Annotated in this window: 9 protein-coding genes and 1 pseudogene; 1 reads left to right on the plus strand and 9 read right to left on the minus strand. The window is 73.2% G+C overall.

The annotated features are described in order from the left end of the window. Nucleotides 1-25: 25 nt before the first annotated feature. Nucleotides 26-493 (minus strand): annotated as a pseudogene (locus OTB19_RS02555) (class II aldolase/adducin family protein); the annotation flags it as partial. Between the two features lie 134 nt (nucleotides 494-627). Then, entirely contained in the window at nucleotides 628-2,214 is a 1,587-nt protein-coding gene (gene guaA / locus OTB19_RS02560) for a glutamine-hydrolyzing GMP synthase (protein WP_267796276.1), read from the minus strand. Between the two features lie 295 nt (nucleotides 2,215-2,509). Here guaA and OTB19_RS02565 point away from each other — a divergent pair, with 295 nt between their 5' ends. Further along, entirely contained in the window at nucleotides 2,510-2,767 is a 258-nt protein-coding gene (locus OTB19_RS02565; RefSeq protein WP_267796277.1) for a chorismate mutase, read from the plus strand. A gap of 323 nt (nucleotides 2,768-3,090) precedes the next feature. Here OTB19_RS02565 and OTB19_RS02570 read toward each other — a convergent pair whose 3' ends face one another. From OTB19_RS02570 to OTB19_RS02600, 7 genes are all read right to left on the minus strand, one after another. Next, nucleotides 3,091-4,755, minus strand: a complete 1,665-nt coding sequence (locus tag OTB19_RS02570) for a peptidase (RefSeq protein ID WP_267796278.1) — start codon at nucleotides 4,753-4,755, stop codon at nucleotides 3,091-3,093. Nucleotides 4,756-4,944: 189 nt separating this feature from the next. Continuing rightward, a complete protein-coding gene (locus OTB19_RS02575) occupies nucleotides 4,945-6,726 on the minus strand; it encodes a GMC family oxidoreductase N-terminal domain-containing protein (protein ID WP_267796279.1) in 1,782 nt (593 codons plus the stop codon). A gap of 25 nt (nucleotides 6,727-6,751) precedes the next feature. Next, on the minus strand, nucleotides 6,752-8,383 hold the full coding sequence (locus OTB19_RS02580) for a succinic semialdehyde dehydrogenase (protein WP_267796280.1): 1,632 nt from the start codon (nucleotides 8,381-8,383) through the stop codon (nucleotides 6,752-6,754). A gap of 114 nt (nucleotides 8,384-8,497) precedes the next feature. Beyond that, nucleotides 8,498-10,150, minus strand: coding sequence for a serine/threonine-protein kinase (locus OTB19_RS02585; protein WP_267796281.1), 1,653 nt, complete (start codon nucleotides 10,148-10,150; stop codon nucleotides 8,498-8,500). Between the two features lie 125 nt (nucleotides 10,151-10,275). Beyond that, nucleotides 10,276-13,080, minus strand: a complete 2,805-nt coding sequence (locus OTB19_RS02590) for a serine/threonine protein kinase (protein ID WP_267796282.1) — start codon at nucleotides 13,078-13,080, stop codon at nucleotides 10,276-10,278. A gap of 116 nt (nucleotides 13,081-13,196) precedes the next feature. After that, nucleotides 13,197-16,025: a serine/threonine protein kinase gene (locus OTB19_RS02595; protein ID WP_267796283.1), complete on the minus strand. Its 2,829-nt coding sequence runs from the start codon at nucleotides 16,023-16,025 to the stop codon at nucleotides 13,197-13,199. A gap of 148 nt (nucleotides 16,026-16,173) precedes the next feature. After that, nucleotides 16,174-17,880: a glycerol-3-phosphate dehydrogenase/oxidase gene (locus tag OTB19_RS02600; protein ID WP_267796284.1), complete on the minus strand. Its 1,707-nt coding sequence runs from the start codon at nucleotides 17,878-17,880 to the stop codon at nucleotides 16,174-16,176. Between the last annotated feature and the right edge of the window lie 71 nt (nucleotides 17,881-17,951).

The following is a 17,951-nucleotide window of genomic DNA, read 5'->3' on the forward strand; positions in this document are numbered from 1 at the left end:
AACCTGTGCGCCTTTGACTGAGGGATGAGTGGTCCTCGTAGAAGGCGCAGGCCTCCCGGGTCACGGGGGCCAGCAGTTCGCCGAGGGCGGCCAGCGCCCTGCCGTACGGGGCCTGCGTGCGCACCACCGCCACCACCTCGGGCCGGGCCCGGTGCACGGCCGCGTGCACGGCGAAGGCCAGTTGGTTGACCCGCCGCTCCCCCAGGAGCACCCGGCCGTCCCCGTCGACCAGCAACAGGTCCTCGGCGCCCAGCCCGGCGAAGGCCCGGCCGAAGGGGTTCACCCAGTAGCTGTCCTCGAACTCGGGGTCGCGTGCGGTGACGTGCCCGCCGACCCCGTCCTCGTACCCCAGCCGCCCGAGCAGGCGCAGCGCCCCGGCGAGCCGTTCCCTGCGGTACGCCCGCTCGTCGGCCGGGTCCGTGTGCCGGGGCGGCAGCTCGAAGCGCAACCGGTCGGCGGGAACGGGTTCCGGGGCTGGCTGCTGGTCCGGCATGGGCCACTCCTCGCTGGGCGTCGACTCGGGGCGCAAGGTACCGGCACCCCGCCGAACCGGCCAGAGGAACGCCGAAGCCGCCGCTCCCCGAGGGAAACGGCGGCTTCGTCAGGTCCGGCGGGGCCGGGTGGGGGCTACTCCCACTCGATGGTGCCCGGCGGCTTGCTCGTGCAGTCCAGGACCACGCGGTTCACGTCCCGCACCTCGTTGGTGATGCGGGTGGAGATCCGGGCGAGCACCTCGTACGGCATGCGCGTCCAGTCGGCGGTCATCGCGTCCTCGGAGGAGACGGGGCGCAGCACGATCGGGTGGCCGTAGGTGCGGCCGTCGCCCTGGACGCCGACGCTGCGGACGTCCGCGAGCAGGACGACCGGGCACTGCCAGATCTCCCGGTCGAGGCCGGCGGCGGTCAGCTCGTGGCGGGCGATGGCGTCGGCCTCGCGGAGCAGGTCGAGCCGCTCCTTGGTGACCTCGCCGACGATGCGGATGCCGAGGCCGGGGCCTGGGAAGGGCTGGCGCTGGACGATCTCGTCCGGCAGGCCCAGCTCCTGGCCGACCATGCGGACCTCGTCCTTGAACAGCTGCCGCAGCGGCTCGACGAGTTCGAACTCGATGTCGTCGGGGAGGCCGCCGACGTTGTGGTGCGACTTGATGTTCGCGGTGCCGGTGCCGCCGCCGGACTCGACGACGTCCGGGTACAGGGTGCCCTGGACCAGGAAGGCCACGTCCGCGCCGCCCTCGGCGATGATCTCGGCCTGGGCCTGCTCGAAGACGCGGATGAACTCGCGGCCGATGATCTTCCGCTTGGTCTCCGGGTCGGAGACGCCGGCCAGCGCGTTCAGGAAGCGCTCCTGGGCGTCGACGACCTTCAGCTGGACGCCGGTGGCCGCGACGAAGTCCTTCTCGACCTGCTCGGTCTCGCCCTTGCGCATCAGACCGTGGTCGACGTACACGCAGGTGAGCTGCGAGCCGATGGCCTTCTGCACGAGCGCCGCCGCCACGGCGGAGTCCACGCCGCCGGAGAGGCCGCAGATGGCGCGCTTGTCGCCGACCTGCTCGCGGATGGCCGCGACCTGCTCCTCGACGATGTTGCCGGTGGTCCAGGTGGGGGCCAGGCCGGCGCCGCGGTAGAGGAAGTGCTCCAGGATCTGCTGGCCGTGCGTGGAGTGCATGACCTCGGGGTGGTACTGGACCCCGTACAGCTTCTTCTCGTCGTTCTCGAAGGCCGCGACCGGGACGACGTTCGTCGAGGCGGTGACGGTGAAGCCCTCGGGGGCGGCGGAGCACGCGTCGCCGTGGGACATCCACACCGACTGGTTGTCGGGGGTGCCCTCGAAGAGGGTGGAGCCCGACTTGGAGACGGCCAGCGGGGTGCGGCCGTACTCGCGGGCGCCGGTGTTGTCGACCTGACCGCCGAGGGTGACCGCCATCAGCTGGAAGCCGTAGCACATGCCGAAGACGGGGACGCCGGCCTCGAACAGGGCGCGGTCGATGGTGGGCGCGCCCTCCTCGTACACCGAGGACGGGCCTCCGGACAGGATGATCGCCTTGGGGTTCTTGGCGAGCATCTCGGCCACGGGCATCGTGCCGGGCACGATCTCGCTGTAGACCCGGGCCTCGCGGACGCGACGGGCGATGAGCTGGGCGTACTGGGCACCGAAGTCGACGACGAGAACCGTGTCCGGGGCGCTGTCGTGGGCGGCGGTGTGTGCTTCAGGCACGGGCAGGCCTTCCGGCGGAAGAGGGTGTGTGTTGTCGATTCTAACGGGGGACGGGTGGGCCGTTTCGTCTCACCATCCGAACCCGTTTGGCCGGGAGCGGGGTGGAAGGTCATAATCCGTTCCATGCGCGAGCAGCTGAGCTTCCTCTTTACCTATGGCACCGGTCGGTCCGGTCGCCATGGGTCATCGTGATGCTCGCTTGAGCCGCTGACTTCCCAGAGCGCCCCGGTCCGACAGGACCGGGGCGCTCTGGCGTTCCCGCTCCTGTCGGACCCACCACCCACAGGAGAACCTCATGTCCGTCACCACCCCCGAGCAGCTGATCACCGACTCCCGCGAGCGGATCGACGCCATCGACGACCGGATCATCGGCCTGATCCAGGAGCGGATGGCCGTCTCCACGGTGATCCAGGAGGCCCGGATCGGCTCCGGCGGCCGTCGGGTGCACCTCTCACGCGAGATGGAGGTGCTCTCGCACTGGAGCGACGCCCTCGGCAAGCCCGGCACCCAGCTCGCGATGACCCTGCTGGAGCTGTGCCGGGGCCGTGTCTGAGGCGGGCCCGGGGCGTGCGGGGCCGGTCGCGGGCGGGTGTTCGTCACTCGTCCGGACCGTGACCGGCCCCGGCAGTCCTTCGTTGAGGGGGTGTCCGTGCCAGCCAGGCGCGGGTCCGCACCACCACGCGTGGCTCTGCCGGAGCGATGAGACGTACGGCCCGACGGTCGTGCGTCGTGGGACCTCGCTCCTCCACGTGACCGGACGGCAGGGGACAGCAGCCCGGTCACCACGTGAGAAGACGGCCGGCCCGGGGGACGCCCCGGGCCGGCCGTTGTGCCATGTCATGAGAAAGCCGCGCGCGGGAAGGCCGCGCCCCGGACCTACGTGCGCGCGGGGCCCCGGCGGCGGACCGCCACGTACAGCGCGCCGCCGGCGGCGATCAGTGCGGCGGCGCCGAGCGCGATCGGGCCGGCGGTGACGCCGGTGGAGGCGAGGTTTCCGCTCCCGTGGGCGGTGGTGCCCGAGCCGGTGCCGGTGCCCGTGCCCTTGGCGCCGGCGGCCGTGGCCGACGCGGTCGCCGTCGGGGTCGCGGAGGCGCCCGGCGAGGGGGTGCCGGCGCTCGTGGAGGGACGCGGGGTCGGGCGCGGACCGGTGCCGTCGTCCTCGGCGTTCACCACGAGGACGGCCGTGTTGTTGGCGGGGTTCGGGTCGAAGGAGTGCGGTCGCGGCGCGGTCGTGCCCCAGTCCCCGACGGTGACGGAGCCCTTGGCGTTCACCAGGGTCTTCTCCACCTTGAGGTCGAACGGGTAGACGACCCGCTGGTTCTCGCGCACCGTGTCGCCGAGCGCGCACACGTAGCGGGGCGCGCCGAGCTGGTCGGCGCGCTCGCCGCCGGTGGCGGTGGTGGCGGCGCAGCCGTCGGGCTTGCGGACGACCCGTACGCCGTCGGGCATCACGATGACGGTGCGGGCCGCCGAGTCGCCGGCGCGAGTGCTGCGGATCCAGGCCGGGCCCTTGTTCTCGAAGGCGAACGCGGTCGTCAGGGTGTCGCCCGAGTCGCCTTCGAGGGTCACGGCCGCCGTGGTGAAGTCGGCCGTGTTGCGGGTGTGGAAGTCGAAGGTGCGCCGGTTGTCGCCCGGGTTCAGGTCGACGGCGCGCGCGCTCGCGGCGGCCTTCGCGGCCCGCTTGGCGACGCCCAGGCGCTTGCCCGTGGCGGCCTTGCCGTCCCACTGCGCGGCCTTCGGCTCGTCGCCGGCCGGGTGGATGCCGTAGCCGAGCCGGTCGCTGTAGGCGTTCGGGTTGGCCTTGACGTGCAGCGGGCTGTCCCCGGCGAGTTCGTAGGTCTCGCCGGGCTCGAAGTCCCCGTCGACCGAGCACAGGGCCGTGGTGATGTCCGCGACGGTGCGGGTGCGGCAGTTGTCGTACGTCTCCACGAGGCTCATGCCGCGCGTGGTCTCCAGCTCCAGCACCACGCCCCTGGCCGCTTGGGTGCCCGCGTTCGTGAAGACGAGCGGCAGCGGCTGGCTCTCGCCGGGCCGGGGGTCGCCCTTGAGCGCCATCTCCCGCATGACGAGGTCCGGGCCGCCGACGCTGAGCCGGGTGGCGGCCGGGGTGATGGTGGCCCCGGCCGTCTTGCCCGTCACCGTGATCTCGCCGGTGTCGCCGTTCTTGGCGTTCTTGGCGGCGGCGACGAAGAGCTCGACGCGCGGCAGGGTGCCGCGAACGGTGCAGACGAGCGTCGTGGCGCTCGCCGTGCACTTCTCCTTGGCGCCGCCCGTGTTCTCCCGGACGGTCGCGATGCCGGCGACCTTGGTCAGGTCGACGGTGAGGACGGCCTCCCCGCCGAAGCCGCCGCCGGCCGACGGGACACCGAGGGTGAAGACGAGCGACTCCTCCTTCGGGCTGCCGGTCGCCGGAGGCACCGGAAGCGGGAGGGCGGCGGGGCCGAGCACCGGGAAGACGGGGTCCGCGGCGTGCGCGGGGGTGGTGGCCAGTCCCACGGCCACCAGGCCGCAGGCGGCCAGGAGGGAGATGCGCTTTCTCATGCCCCCGTTGACCGTCCGGGGCGCGGGGCGGTTGCCTCGTTGACCATGTGATGGACACCACAGCCCTGTCGGGCCGATTCCGCTACAACCTTCCGGGGCGACCACCGGTCACTCATGTACATCGGCGGACACCGCGCTCGGAGGGGGAGCGCGGTGTCCGCCGATGTCGTACCCGGCCGGGATCCGGCCTCAGTGCTCCGGTTCCGGTTGCCTCGGAGGTATTTCCGGGACGGCGAGGAACGGCAGCCGCAGCGCGCCGAAGGCGTCCTTCGGGACAGCCGGCCGGACCGGTTCCACGGCCGAGAGGCGGACGTAGCCGACGCCCTGGGCGGGCCGCGGGTCCTCCTCGCCGTTGTTCGGCCAGTACGACATGGCCCGCTCGGCCTGCGCCGTGATCGTCAGCGACGGGTTGACCCCGAGGTTGGCGGAGACCGCCGAGCCGTCGACCACCGAGATACCGGGGTGCCCGTACAGCCGGTGGTACGGGTCGACGACTCCCTCGCCCGGGTTCTCGCCGATCGGGCAGCCGCCGAGGAAGTGCGCGGTCAGCGGGGTGCCCATCAGCTCGCCGACGTTGCTGCCGGCGAACCCGTTGATCTCCTCGGCGAGCAGGGTCGCGGCCTCGGTGGCCTCCGCGATCTGTACCGGGTTGGGGGCGCCGTGGCCCTGCCGGGCGGTCAGCAGGCCCTTTCCGATCCCGCCGGGCTTGCGGTACGTGGTGAGGGAGTTGTCCAGGGACTGCATGACGAGCCCGATGATCGTCCGCTCCGACCAGCGCCGGTTGGAGAGCGAGCGCGCCAGTTGCACGGGGTGCTTGGCGGTCCGGGCGAACCAGGCCCGGACCCGGTGCTTGGCGTACGGCACCTGGAGGATGGTCATGAACCCCATGGCGTTGGAGCCCTTGCCGTAGCGGACGGGCTCGATGTGGGTGTTCGCGTTGGGGTGCACGGACGAGGTGATGGCCACCCCGTGGGTGAAGTCGGCCCGGCGTCCCTCGCCGTGCCGCTTGCGGTAGCGCCGGTCGTCGGTCTGGGCGCCGACCAGGCCCTCGGAGTTGGTGCGGGTCAGTTCCCCGAGCCGGTCCGAGAGGCGGGGCAGCTCGCCCCGGTCCTTCATCGTGTGCAGCAGGGTCTGGGTGCCGTACGTGCCGGCCGCCACGACCACGTACCGGGCGCGCAGCACCTTGGCCTTGCCGCGGCGGCGGTGGTCGGTGGGGACGGTGCGGACCCGGTGGCCGCCGTCGGGGTGCTCGGAGATCGCGGTGACGGTGGTCATGGGGTGGATGACGGCGCCGGCGCGCTCGGCGAGGTGCAGGTAGTTCTCGTTGAGGGTGTTCTTCGCGCCGTGCCGGCAGCCGGTCATGCACTCGCCGCACTCGGTGCAGGCCTTGCGGGCGGGGCCCTTGCCGCCGAAGTACGGGTCGGCGACCTCCTCGCCGGCCCTGGCCCGGTGCCGGCCCTCGGCGTCCTCGCCGTCCCCGAAGAAGACGCCGACCGGGGCCATGTGGAAGGAGTCGGCGACGCCCATCCGTTCGGCGGCGGCCTTCAGGTGGACGTCCGAGGGGGTCGTCGTCGGGTTGAGCCGGACCCCCAGCATCCGCTTGGCCTGGTCGTAGTACGGGGCGAGTTCCTCGCGCCAGTCGGTGATGGAGGCCCACTGCCGGTCCTCGAAGAAGGCGGCGGGCGGCACGTAGAGGGTGTTGGCGTAGTTCAGCGAGCCGCCGCCCACGCCGGCGCCCGCGAGCACCATCACGTTGCCGAGCAGGTGGATCCGCTGGATGCCGTAGAGCCCGAGCGCCGGGGCCCACAGGTAGTTCCGCAGGTCCCAGCTGTTCTTCGGCAGGCTCTGGCGGGTGAAGCGGCGGCCTGCCTCCAGGACGCCGACCCGGTAGCCCTTCTCGGTGAGCCGCAGCGCCGAGACCGACCCTCCGAAGCCCGATCCGATGACGATCACGTCGTAGTCGTACGACACTGCGTTGCCTCCCGGGCGGTCGTGCCTAACGGAATCGGAGCGCCTTCATGACCTTGAGGCTGCGGGTCATGAACGCCGCGTACTTCTCGTCGTCCATGCCCAGCGAGGGGGCCATCGGGAGCAGCCGCTGGTGTGCGACGGTCTGCGCCTCGGTGTACTTGAGGATGCCCTCGGAGCCGTGCCGGCGGCCGAGGCCGGAATCCTTCATGCCGCCCATGGGCGCCTGGGCGCTGCCGTAGGCGGGGGCGTAGCCCTCGTTGATGTTGACGGTTCCGGTGCGCAGGCGGGCGGCGACGGCGTGACCGCGCCGCGCGTCCTTCGTCCAGACGCTGGAGTTGAGCCCGTAGGCGGTGGCGTTGGCCTGCGCGACGGCCTCGTCCTCGTCGGTGAACCGGTAGATGGAGACGACCGGGCCGAAGGTCTCCTCGCCGCAGACCGCCATGGGGGTCTCGACGCCGTCGAGGATGGTGGGCTCGTAGAACAGCGGGCCGATGTCGGGGCGGGCGACGCCGCCCGCGACGAGGGTGGCACCCTTGGCGACGGCCTCGTCCACGTGCCGTTGGACGGTCTCCAGCTGGCGTTCGCCGACGAGCGAGCCCATGTCGGCGCCGTACGCGAGGGAGTTGCCGAGCCGCATGGCCTTGGTGCGGGCGGCGAACCGCTCGACGAACGCGTCCGCGATGGACTGGTGGACGTAGAGCCGTTCGATGGAGATGCACAGCTGTCCCGCGGAGGAGAAGCAGGCGCGGACGGCGCCCGCCGCGGCCTTCTCCACGTCGGCGTCGCGCAGCACGAGCATGGCGTTCTTGCCGCCGAGTTCCAGGGTGACGCCGACGAGGCGGTCGGCCGCGCCCCGGGCGACCTCGCGGCCGGTGCGGGTGGAGCCGGTGAAGGAGACGTAGTCGGCGTGCCGGACCACCTCGGGGCCGACGACGGGTCCCTCGCCCAGGACGATCTGGAAGACCTCGGCGGGCAGGCCGGCCTCGATCAGCAGGTCGCGGGCCCACAGGGCGGTGAGCGCGGTCTCCGTGTCGGGCTTCATGACCACGGCGTTGCCCGCGACGAAGGCGGGCAGCGCGTCGCCGACGGACAGTTCGAGGGGGTAGTTCCAGGGGGCGATCTGGCCGACGACCCCGCGCGGCTGGCGCAGTTCGGTGACCTTGGTGAGGGTGGGGATGGCTCCGGTGTGGCCCTTGGGGCGCAGGTACGAGGGGGCCTTGCGGCCGTAGTGGCGGGCGGCGACCGCGACGGCCTGCACCTCCTCGTGGGCGTGCAGCCGGGCCTTGCCGGTCTCCAGCTGGATCAGGTCGAGCACCTCGGCCTGCCGGGCCAGCACCAGGTCGTGGAAGCGCAGCAGGACGGCGGCCCGGCCGCGTGCGGAGACGGCGGCCCAGGCGGGCTGGGCGGCGCGGGCCCGGGCGAAGGCCTCGGCGACGTCCTCGGGCCCGGCCTCGGGCAGATCGGCCAGTTTGTCCCCGGTGAAGGGGGTGTGGTTGGCGGTGCGACCGGACCCGATCACTCCGCGGGTCAGCCGGGCGACGAGGTCGGGGGTCACCACGTCGGCGGCGGTACGGGCGCCGGCCGGGGCGGCGGCCACCGGGTTGGTGGGCTGCGGTGCGGCGCGGAGGGGGGCGGCGGGGGCCTGCGAGTCCGTCATGGCGGTGAGCGTATTCCGCCTGCGGTCCTTTGGGTACCCGTGGGTAACCGGATTTTGCCATTTCCGCCAGTGATCGCTGGCAGGATGGCCGGGCGAGGGGCCCCCTGGCCCCCGTCAGCCCTTCTTGGGCGGGGGCTGCCAGCCGCTGAGCACCGTGTCGAACTGCTGCCGGGTCTTGGCCCAGTGGGCTGCCGGGCTCGACATGTAGACCGCGTACTCGGTGTCGTCCGGGGCCACGTACATCTGCTCGATTGCCCGGCGCGGACCGGCGTGCGTGCCCTTCTCGGTCAGGGTGAACTCCCAGATCGCGGCGCGGACGGTGTCCCGGTAGCCGTTCTGCTCCAGCTTCAGCCGCTTGTAGTCCGACCGCAGCTTGAGCTGCTTCTCCAGGTCCAGCAGGTGCACGTACGGATTGTCGTAGTCCGGGGTCGGGTCGAAGGCGATCCGTACGAAGTGGTTGCCGTTGTCCGGGGTGTAGTCGATCTGGGTGCCGTTCATCTGGCGCTCCCAGCCCTCCGGGACGAAGAGCGTGAAGCCCGCCGGGTCGACGACCTTCTTCCAGCCCGCGGGCGGGGTGAGCGCCGCCTGCGGCTTGCCGTCGCCGGACTGCCCCTGATCGGGGGCGCTGACGTTCTTGTCCTCGCCCTCGGCCCTGCCCTCCGTGTACTTGAGCACCCCGAAGACCCCGCCGCCGCCGAGCAGCGCCGCGACCAGGGCCACCGCCGCCGCCCGCTTGATGCGGCCCGGGAACGGCACGGGGGCGGGGGCCGGGGACGACTGCTCGGGGAGGACCGTGGTGCCACCGGGTTCACCGGCCGTCGGGGGGCGCGTCCGGGGCTCCCGGGCGGACTCCTCGACCCCGGCGGCATCCCGGGCGGGGGACCGTTCCTCCGCGCTCATCGCACGCGTCGGGACGTACGCCTGGGCCGACTTCGGCTCCCGGCCCTCCATCGCCTCGATCAGCATCCGCTCGGCCTCCGAGGCCGAGGGCCGCTCCGCGGGGTCCTTGCGCAGCAGCGCAGTGATGACGGGGCCGAGCGCCCCGGCCTGACGGAGCGCGGGCGGCTCGTCGTTGACGACGGCCTGGAGGCTGGAGATGGGCGAGGTGCGCCGGAACGGCGAGCGGGCCTCGACCGCGGTGTAGAGCGTGGCGCCGAGCGACCACAGGTCGGAGGACGGGTCGGGGGCGCCGCCGGTGACCCGCTCGGGGGCCAGGTAGTCGATGGAGCCGACGAGTTCACCCGTGCGCGTGATGGACGAGTCGCCCTCGATCGCGGCGATCCCGAAGTCGGTGAGCAGGACCCGACCGTCCTTGGCGAGCAGGACGTTGCCCGGCTTCACGTCCCGGTGCAGCACTCCCACGGCGTGCGCGGCCCGCAGGGCGCCCAGCACGTGCAGCCCGATCCGGGCGGCCTCACGGGGCTCGATGCGGCCCGCCGCCTTCGCAGCCTCGGCGAGGGAGGGACCGTCGATGTACTCCATGACGATCCACGGGCGGTCGTCGTGCTCCAACACGTCGTGGACGGTCACGACCGCCGGGTGCTGGATCCGGGCCGCGGCCCGGGCCTCCTTCTGCGTCCGGGCATGCATGACCTCCCGGTCGGCCTGGGCCACGTACAGACCTGCCGTCAGCTCCTTGACCGCCACGGTCCTGTGCAGCAACTCATCATGCGCGCGCCACACCTTGCCCATGCCGCCGCGGCCGATGGGCTCGACGAGCCTGTACCGGCTCGCGAGCACTGCACCCGCACCTGTCTGCTGTTCCACGAAACCTCGCCGCTCTGTGCACTTCGGGCCAGATTACGGAGCTTGCGCGCGATGCCGACACCGCGCGGGCGCGGTGAGACAGCACTGTGACGCAATCGCCGCATTGACATGCCGTCAGCGCTCTGTCAACCCCCTGGTTTGTAACTCCCCGTGGCCTTCTCGAAGACCTCGGTGACCCTTCCTTCCTCGTCCTGCGGTCCGGTCACCAGGACCACGTGATAGACCCCACCCAACGCGACGACGAAGTTCCGCGCCACGACGCTCCGTCCCGCCGAGTCGATCCACGTGTACCGCCCGGTGACCCGGACCTGTTGGCCCACCGTGGTCGACTTGACGTCCCCACCGCTCGCCCAACTGGAGTTGCGGTACGGGGACAGTTCCGGCTCCTTGTCCTTCTGGTACGTGAGCGGGTCCGGCCTGCCGCCCTCGACCTTGTCCCGTCCCGGCACCACCGTCAACACGAATTGCCCGTCCACGTACCGGACCTGGCCCGCCTCGTTGATGCCGCGCCGTTCCCAACCGTCGGGAACCGCCATCTCGAAGTGCTCGGGGTCCTGTTGGGTGGTGTACCCGGGCGGCGCGGGCACGGGCGCCTTGCTCTGCGAGGCGGGCTTGGACTCCGGGGTGCCCGAGGGCGTCCGGCCGGGGCCCTGGCCGGACGTGGGCGGCGCGGAGGAGACGGGAGGTCGCGCAGTGGTGCCGCCCGGCTCCCCCTGCACCCGCTGATCCGCGGAGCGGGGCATGAACAGCAGGGCGTACCCGACCGCCGCCGCGAGTAACGCGAGCACGCCGACCAGCAGGGTCCGCCCGAGGGAGCGCGGCTTGCGGCGCGGGGCGTCCGCGCTGCGGTGGCGGCCGTGCACGTCGCCGCGCCTGCGCACGACGGGCAGCCGGGTCGGGTCCGGCATCGGCAGCATCCCGAAGGCGCCGTCGGGTTCGGGGGCCGAGCGCACGAGCGAGCGCAGCCAGCCGCGCAACTCCTCGAAGTCGGGCCGTTCGGTGGGGTCCTGACGCAGCAGCGACTCGACGATCGGGCGCAGCGGGCCGCATTCCTCCGCAAAGGCGGGGGGCTCGGAGCAGACCATCTCCACGAGGTCGGGGACGCTCTCCTCGGGGTACGGGGCGTGCCCCTGGACGGCGCGGTACAGCAGCGCGCCGAGTGCCCACAGGTCGGTGGCGGGGCCGACGGGCGCGGCGAGTTGCCAGTGCCCGTGCACGGGACCGGCCTGCTCGGGCGCCCAGCGCTCGGTGACGGCTCCCACGACGGCCATCCGGGTCTGCCGCGCGCGCTCGGCGTCCAGGCCGGTCCTGGGGCCACCGCCGCCGATGCGGGCGCCGGACCAGCCGACGACGCCGACGGGCTGCGGGGCCGCCGGCGGGACCGGCTCGGGGATCGACCGCGGGGTCGGCCGCGATGCCGGGCGGGGCACGGCGATCCCGGTCCCGGGCTGCGGCTCGCCCGGCCGCACGGCCGGGAAGGGGCCGGACGGGTCCGGGGGTTCGGCTTGGCGGTACCCCTGGGGCAGGGCGAGCTGCGCGGGCAGCGCGGGCACGTTCACGGCGCCCGTCGACTCGGCGTCGGGCGCGGTGCCGTGCTCCGGGTCGTACGCGGACTCCGGGTCGTAGGCGGACTCCGGGTCGGGCGTCGGTGCGTACGCGGAGTCCGGCTCGGAGCCCGGGTCGGAGTCCGGTTCCCGCTCGGCGGCCGGGTCCGTGTCCGGGTCCGGCCGGCGGCGCGGGGTGGCGCCGTGCCAGGGCGCGGCCGGCGCGGCATCCGGGCCCCCGTACGGGTACGAGTACCCCTGCGGCAGGTTCGAGCCCTCCGGGCGCGGCTCGGGTGCGGCGCCGGTGCCCGCCCTGCGTTCCTCCTCGACCTTGGCTGCGGCCGCCCGCGCGCCGGCCCGGTAGGCGGCGATGGAACCGGCCCGCGCGGCGGCCTTGAGGTCGGGCCGCTCCTCGGAGGACGCCTGGGTGTCCGCGGGACCCGCCTGGAGCGCCGGAAGCACCGGGATCGGGGGGCGTTCCGGGGTGATGTGGTCGGAGTACCGCGGCCCGGTGTCGTACCCCGGAGCCACCAGCGGCGCGTAGGCGATGCCACCGGACTCCCGCGCGGGCGGAAGCGTCCGGGATGCGGATTCGGGCCCGGGCTCGGGTTCGGGTACGGGGGCGATCGGCGGCCGGCCGGGGCCGGGGATCCCGTCGTACGGGTCGGTCGCCCGGGTGCCGGGGCCGGCTTCCCCGCGCACGGGGTCGTGGCCCGACGGGCCCTGCCACGGCAGCCCTTGGGGCGTCGGGTACCGGTCGATCGGCTCGGACGCGGAGAGCGAAGCGGAGGGGTCCGTACCGATCCCGGCGCCCTCGGGCACCGGGTCGTACCCGCACAGGGCCTCTTCCGCGGCGCCCGCCGCGAGCCCCGTCAGGACGACCCGGCCGTCCTCGCATATCAACACGGTCCGCACGGTGATGTTGCGGTGGGTCCAGCCGTGCGCGTGCAGCACCCGCAGCGCGGTCAGCACGTCGGCGGCCACCTCGGCCGCTCGGTAGGGGCTCAGCGGTTCCTCGGCGATCAGCGCCGCCAACGGCCGTGCGGGGACGAGTTCGCTGACGATCCACAGCGAACCGCCCTCCGCGAAGACGTCGAAGACCTGGTCGAGGCGCGGATGGTCGGGTACCGAGGCGGCCGCCTGCGCCGCCGCGATCGCCCGGCGCACGGCCGGGAGTTCGCCGGGCGACCGACGCCCGGTCGCCGGACCGTGCGTCCCGTCCAGCAGCTCCGCGTCCACGATCTCGGGCAACGGCACCTGCCGGACCAGGACTTCCTGACCGCTGCGGGTGTCGAAGGCCCGGGTCTCGACCGGCTCGTACTCGTCCGACGGCGGCAGCGGCAGGCGGTATCGGTCGGACAGGATCCGACCCGCGTAGTCCTCCACATCGCCTCCCCCGAGTGCGGTACCCAACCCCATGGTTCCCGCGGACACGATACGTCGCCCGGGGCGCCCGCGTCCCGGGCCTGGCAAGGCCCGCCCCCGCCGGGGGACGACCGGGCTCAGCCCAGGGGCTGGAAGGTCTCGAATGCCGTGTTGCGCATCAGGGTGCACTCGGGGCCGTCCCACTGGTCGGCCGGGCAGCTGACCATGATGGCGTAGCCGTGCGTCGCGTCCACCTTGAAGCCCCGGTTCAGCACCCGGACCTTGCTGCCCTTCTGCTCGCGCTCGAACTCCCAGTCCGCCGCGGTCGGATAGCCGCGGTAGTCCACGCCGTCCAACCTGATCAGGTGATAGCCCGTGCTGCTGCCGGCGACGGCCGGGGCCAACTGGGACCAGGCGAGGCGCGCGTCGCCCGTCGGGCTGTCGGTGAAGTCGACCTGGATGCGCGGGAAGCCGCCGTCACGGCTGTATATGGCGCCGGAGTTCTCGCCCGCCGTGTCGGTCTGGCGGAAGCCCTCGGGCATCGCCATGGAGAAGTGGAACCGCAGGTCCGAGACCTTCGCGTAGCCGGCCGGCAGCCCGGCGCCCGGGCCGCTGCCCTGACCCTGCGTCTGGCCCGTGTTCTGGCCCTGGCCCTGACCCTGGCCCTGCGCTTGGCCCTGACCCTGGCCCTGACTCTGCGCGGGACTCTGTCCCGGGCTGGGCTCGCCGCTCTTCTTGCCCCCGTCGGATCCGCTGTTCGAGGACCCCTTGCCGGCGGTGCCCGCCGACGCGCCGACGGCCGTACCCGGGGTCGCCGCCCCGGAAGCGGACGGCCGGGAACCGGCCTTGTCCTTGCCCTTGTCCTTGTCGTCGTCCCCGCTGAACGCCCACACGATCAGCGAGCCGATCACCGCCAGGACCACGACCACACCGGCGATCGCGAGCGCGATGGTGCGGCGCGACATCACATCGGTGAGCGACGCCGGGATCGGCTTGGGGCGGGACGACGGGGCCTCGGCGGCAGACGCCGTCGAGGCGGCGGCGGCCGCGGTGGCGGCCTCCGCCGCGGCGGCCTTGCGGGCGGACTTCAACGCCGCCCGGGCCCGCTCGCGCTGTTCGCGCTCGCGCCGCTCGCGTTCCTTCTTCTCCGCCTTCTCGGCGGCCTTCTCGGCAGCCTTGGCGGCGGCGACGCGCTCGGCGGCGGCCTTGGCCTCGGCCTTCTCCGCCTTCTCCGCCTCGACCTTCTCCGCCTTCTCGGCCTTCTCGGCCTTCTCGGCGGCGAACTTGTCCGCCGCCTCCTTGGCGTCGGCGAGGGAGATCGCCTTGGTCTCCTCGACGGCCGGGGGCATCGCCGGCGCGGGCTCGGGGGCGTCGAGCACCGCCTTCAGCATCGCCCGGGCACGGTCGTCGTCGAGCCGCCCGGCCGGGTCCTTGACCAGCAGGCCGTAGATGACCTCGGTCAAGGGACCGGCGTTCTTCGGCGGTTCCACCGGTTCGGTCATCACGGCGGTGAGGGTGGCGAGGGCCGAGCCCTTGTCGTACGGGGGCACGCCCTCGACGCAGGCGTACAGCAGGCCGCCGAGCGACCACATGTCGGCGGGCGGGCCGGGCTTCTGGCCCCGGGCGCGCTCGGGAGAGATGTAGGAGGGGGCGCCGACGAGCATGCCGGTGGAGGTGACGGAGGGGTCTCCCTCGACCTGCGCGATGCCGAAGTCGGTGAGCACGACACGACCGTTGTCCGCTATGAGCACGTTGGACGGCTTCACGTCACGGTGCAGGATGCCCTGGTCGTGGGCGGCGCGCAGGACGTCGAGGACGGCGAGTCCGACCTCGGCCGCGCGACGGGGCGTCAGCGGGCCGCGCTCGCGCACGAACTCGGCGAGGGAGGGGCCCTCGATGAGTTCCATGACGATCCACGGGCGGCCGTCCTCGTCCACGACGTCGTAGACGGTGACGGCGCCGCCGCTGCGGATCCGTGCGATCGCCTTGGCCTCGCGGAGGGTGCGGGTGATGAGGCGGCGCTTCTCGTCCTCGTCCACGCCCATGCTGAAGCGGAGTTCCTTGACGGCGACCGTCCGCCCGAGGATCTCGTCCTCGGCGCGCCACACGGTGCCCATGCCGCCCTTGCCGAGGACGGATCCGAGCCGGTACCGGCGGGCGAGCAACCGCCCTTCGTCCTGACCGGTTTCCGCCTTGACCGCGGGGCTCTTCGCGCCCTCGGGCGACCGCTGCGCGGGCACGACCTCGGGCCTCGCGGCACCGGTCCTGACCGGATCGGGCTTCGCCGGCGCGGGCCTGGCGTCCGCAGGCCTGGCGTCCGCGGGCTTGGCGTCCTCGGGCCTGGCCGGCGCGGGCTTGTTGGCGTCCTCGGGCTCCGCGGAGGCCACCTTCACGGCCGACACGGGTTCCGCCTTCGCGGCGGGGGCGGCCTTGGCCGGGCCGGAGCCGGCGGGGGACGCCGACTTCTCGCCACCGGACGCGGGCTTGCCGGCGGGCGCGTTCGCGGGCGCGGCCTTGGCCGTGCGCGGCTTCGGCACGGGCTTCACGTCCGCAGGGGTCGCGGACTTCGCGTCCGCGGGGGTCGCCGGTTTCGCGTCCGCCGAGGCGGTGGGCTTGGCGTCCCGCGGCCCGTCCGACTCCGCGTCGGCGGTGGGGGCGGCCTTGGCGAGGTCGGGCTTCGCCGCCGAAGCGGCGGGTGCGACCGCGCCCGGCTCGGACCCGGCCGCCGGCCTGGCGTCCTCGGGCTCCGCCTGCGCGGCGGGCGACTTGGCCGGGCTCGGCCCGGCCGGGGTGGACTTCGCCCCGGACGGACCCGGCTTCGCCGCGGCGGGCTTCACACCCTCCGGTTCCGCCGTGGGCTCGGCCTTGCGCGGGCTCGGCTTCACACCCGCCGGCTCGGTGCTCGGTTCGGCGCTCGGCGCCTTACCCGCGGAATCCGGCGACTCGGTGTGCTCCGGCTTCGACATGCGTCCCCTCTGCGATCGTGCAGCCTGCCCGGCTGCCCCGGCAGCCGCCGAGGGGCACGGTAACCCGCCCCGGCAGAAACCTCATTGTTGCTCACTCCGCAACGGACGGGCGCCCCGGGGCAACGGTTCCCCCTTCCGCATCCCGGAGTTACAACGGAACGATGTCGGGAGCTCCCAGCCTGGCCGCGTCCGCCGTCAGGTCGTCCGGTTGGCGCTGCGATTCCCGTTCCGCCTGCACCCGCTTCTCGTAGTGCTCGACTTCGTTCTCGATCTGCTTCTTGTCCCAGCCCAGTACCGGAGCCATCAGTTCCGCGCACTCCCGGGCCGATCGCGTGCCCCGGTCGAAGGTCTCGATCGAGATCCGCGTCCGACGCGTCAACACGTCGTCCAGGTGCCTGGCCCCTTCGTGCGAAGCCGCGTAGACGACTTCCGCCCGCAGGTAGTCCTCTGCCCCCGTGAGCGGCTCGGCCAACCCCGGATCCTCCGCGATCAGGTCGAGCAGTTCCTCCGTCAGGGACCCGTACCGGTTCAGCAGGTGCTCCACCCGCGCCACGTGGATGCCCGTGCGCGCGGCGATCCGGGCGCGGCCGTTCCACAGGGCCCGGTACCCCTCCGCGCCCACCAGCGGGACGTCCTCGGTCACGCACTCCGCGACGCGTTGGTCCAGCCCGTGCACCGCCTCGTCCACCGCGTCCTTGGCCATCACCCGGTACGTCGTGTACTTGCCGCCCGCCACCACGACCAGCCCCGGCACCGGGTGCGCCACCGTGTGCTCGCGCGAGAGCTTGCTGGTCGCGTCGGACTCGCCGGCCAGCAGGGGTCGCAGGCCCGCGTAGACGCCTTGGACGTCGTCGCGCGTCAGGGGAACCGCCAGTACCGAGTTCACGTGCTCCAGCAGGTAGTCGATGTCCGCGCTGGACGCCGCCGGGTGCGCCTTGTCGAGGTCCCAGTCGGTGTCCGTGGTGCCGACGATCCAGTGCCGCCCCCAGGGGATGACGAAGAGCACGGACTTCTCCGTGCGCAGGATCAGCCCGGTGGAGGAGTGGATCCGGTCCTTCGGGACGACCAGGTGGATGCCCTTCGAGGCCCGGACGTGGAACTGCCCGCGCTCCCCGATCAGGGCCTGCGTGTCGTCCGTCCACACCCCGGTGGCGTTGACGACCTGCTTCGCGCGGATCTCGTACTCGCCGCCGCCCTCCACGTCCCGCACCAGCGCGCCGACCACCCGTTCGCCCTCGCGGAGGAAGCCGACGACCCTCGCCCCGTTGGCGCACTGCGCCCCGTACGCGGAGGCCGTTCGGACCAATGTGGTGACGTACCGGGCGTCGTCCATCTGGGCGTCGTAGTACTGCAGGGCGCCCACCAGGGCGTCCTTGCGCAGCGCCGGGGCGACCCGCAGCGCGTGCTTGCGCGAGAGGTGGCGGTGGGTGGGGAGCCCGCGCCCGTGACCGCTGGAGAAGGACATCGCGTCGTACAGGGCCACGCCCGAGCCGGCGTAGAGGCGCTCCCAGCCCTTGTGCTGGAGCGGGTACAGGAACGGAACCGGCTTGACCAGGTGCGGCGCGAGCCGCTCCAGCAGCAGGCCGCGTTCCTTCAGGGCCTCGCGGACGAGGGCGAAGTCGAGCATCTCCAGGTAGCGCAGTCCACCGTGGATCAGCTTGCTGGAGCGGCTCGACGTGCCCGAGGCCCAGTCCCGTGCCTCCACCAGCCCGGTGGACAGGCCTCTGGTGGCCGCGTCGAGCGCGGTGCCGGCGCCGACCACTCCCGCGCCGACGACCAGCACGTCCAGCTCCCGTTCGGCCATCCGGGCAAGTGCCTCGGCCCGCTGAACCGGTCCCAGTGTCGCTGTCCTCACGGCTGCCTCCCGTTGGTGCGGGGGAATCCCCGCTCGATGCGGGTGATCCCGCTCACATCCCCGCTGTTGAT

It is taken from the genome of Streptomyces sp. H27-H5, from assembly GCF_026627505.1.
Classification (GTDB): Bacteria; Actinomycetota; Actinomycetes; order Streptomycetales; family Streptomycetaceae; genus Streptomyces.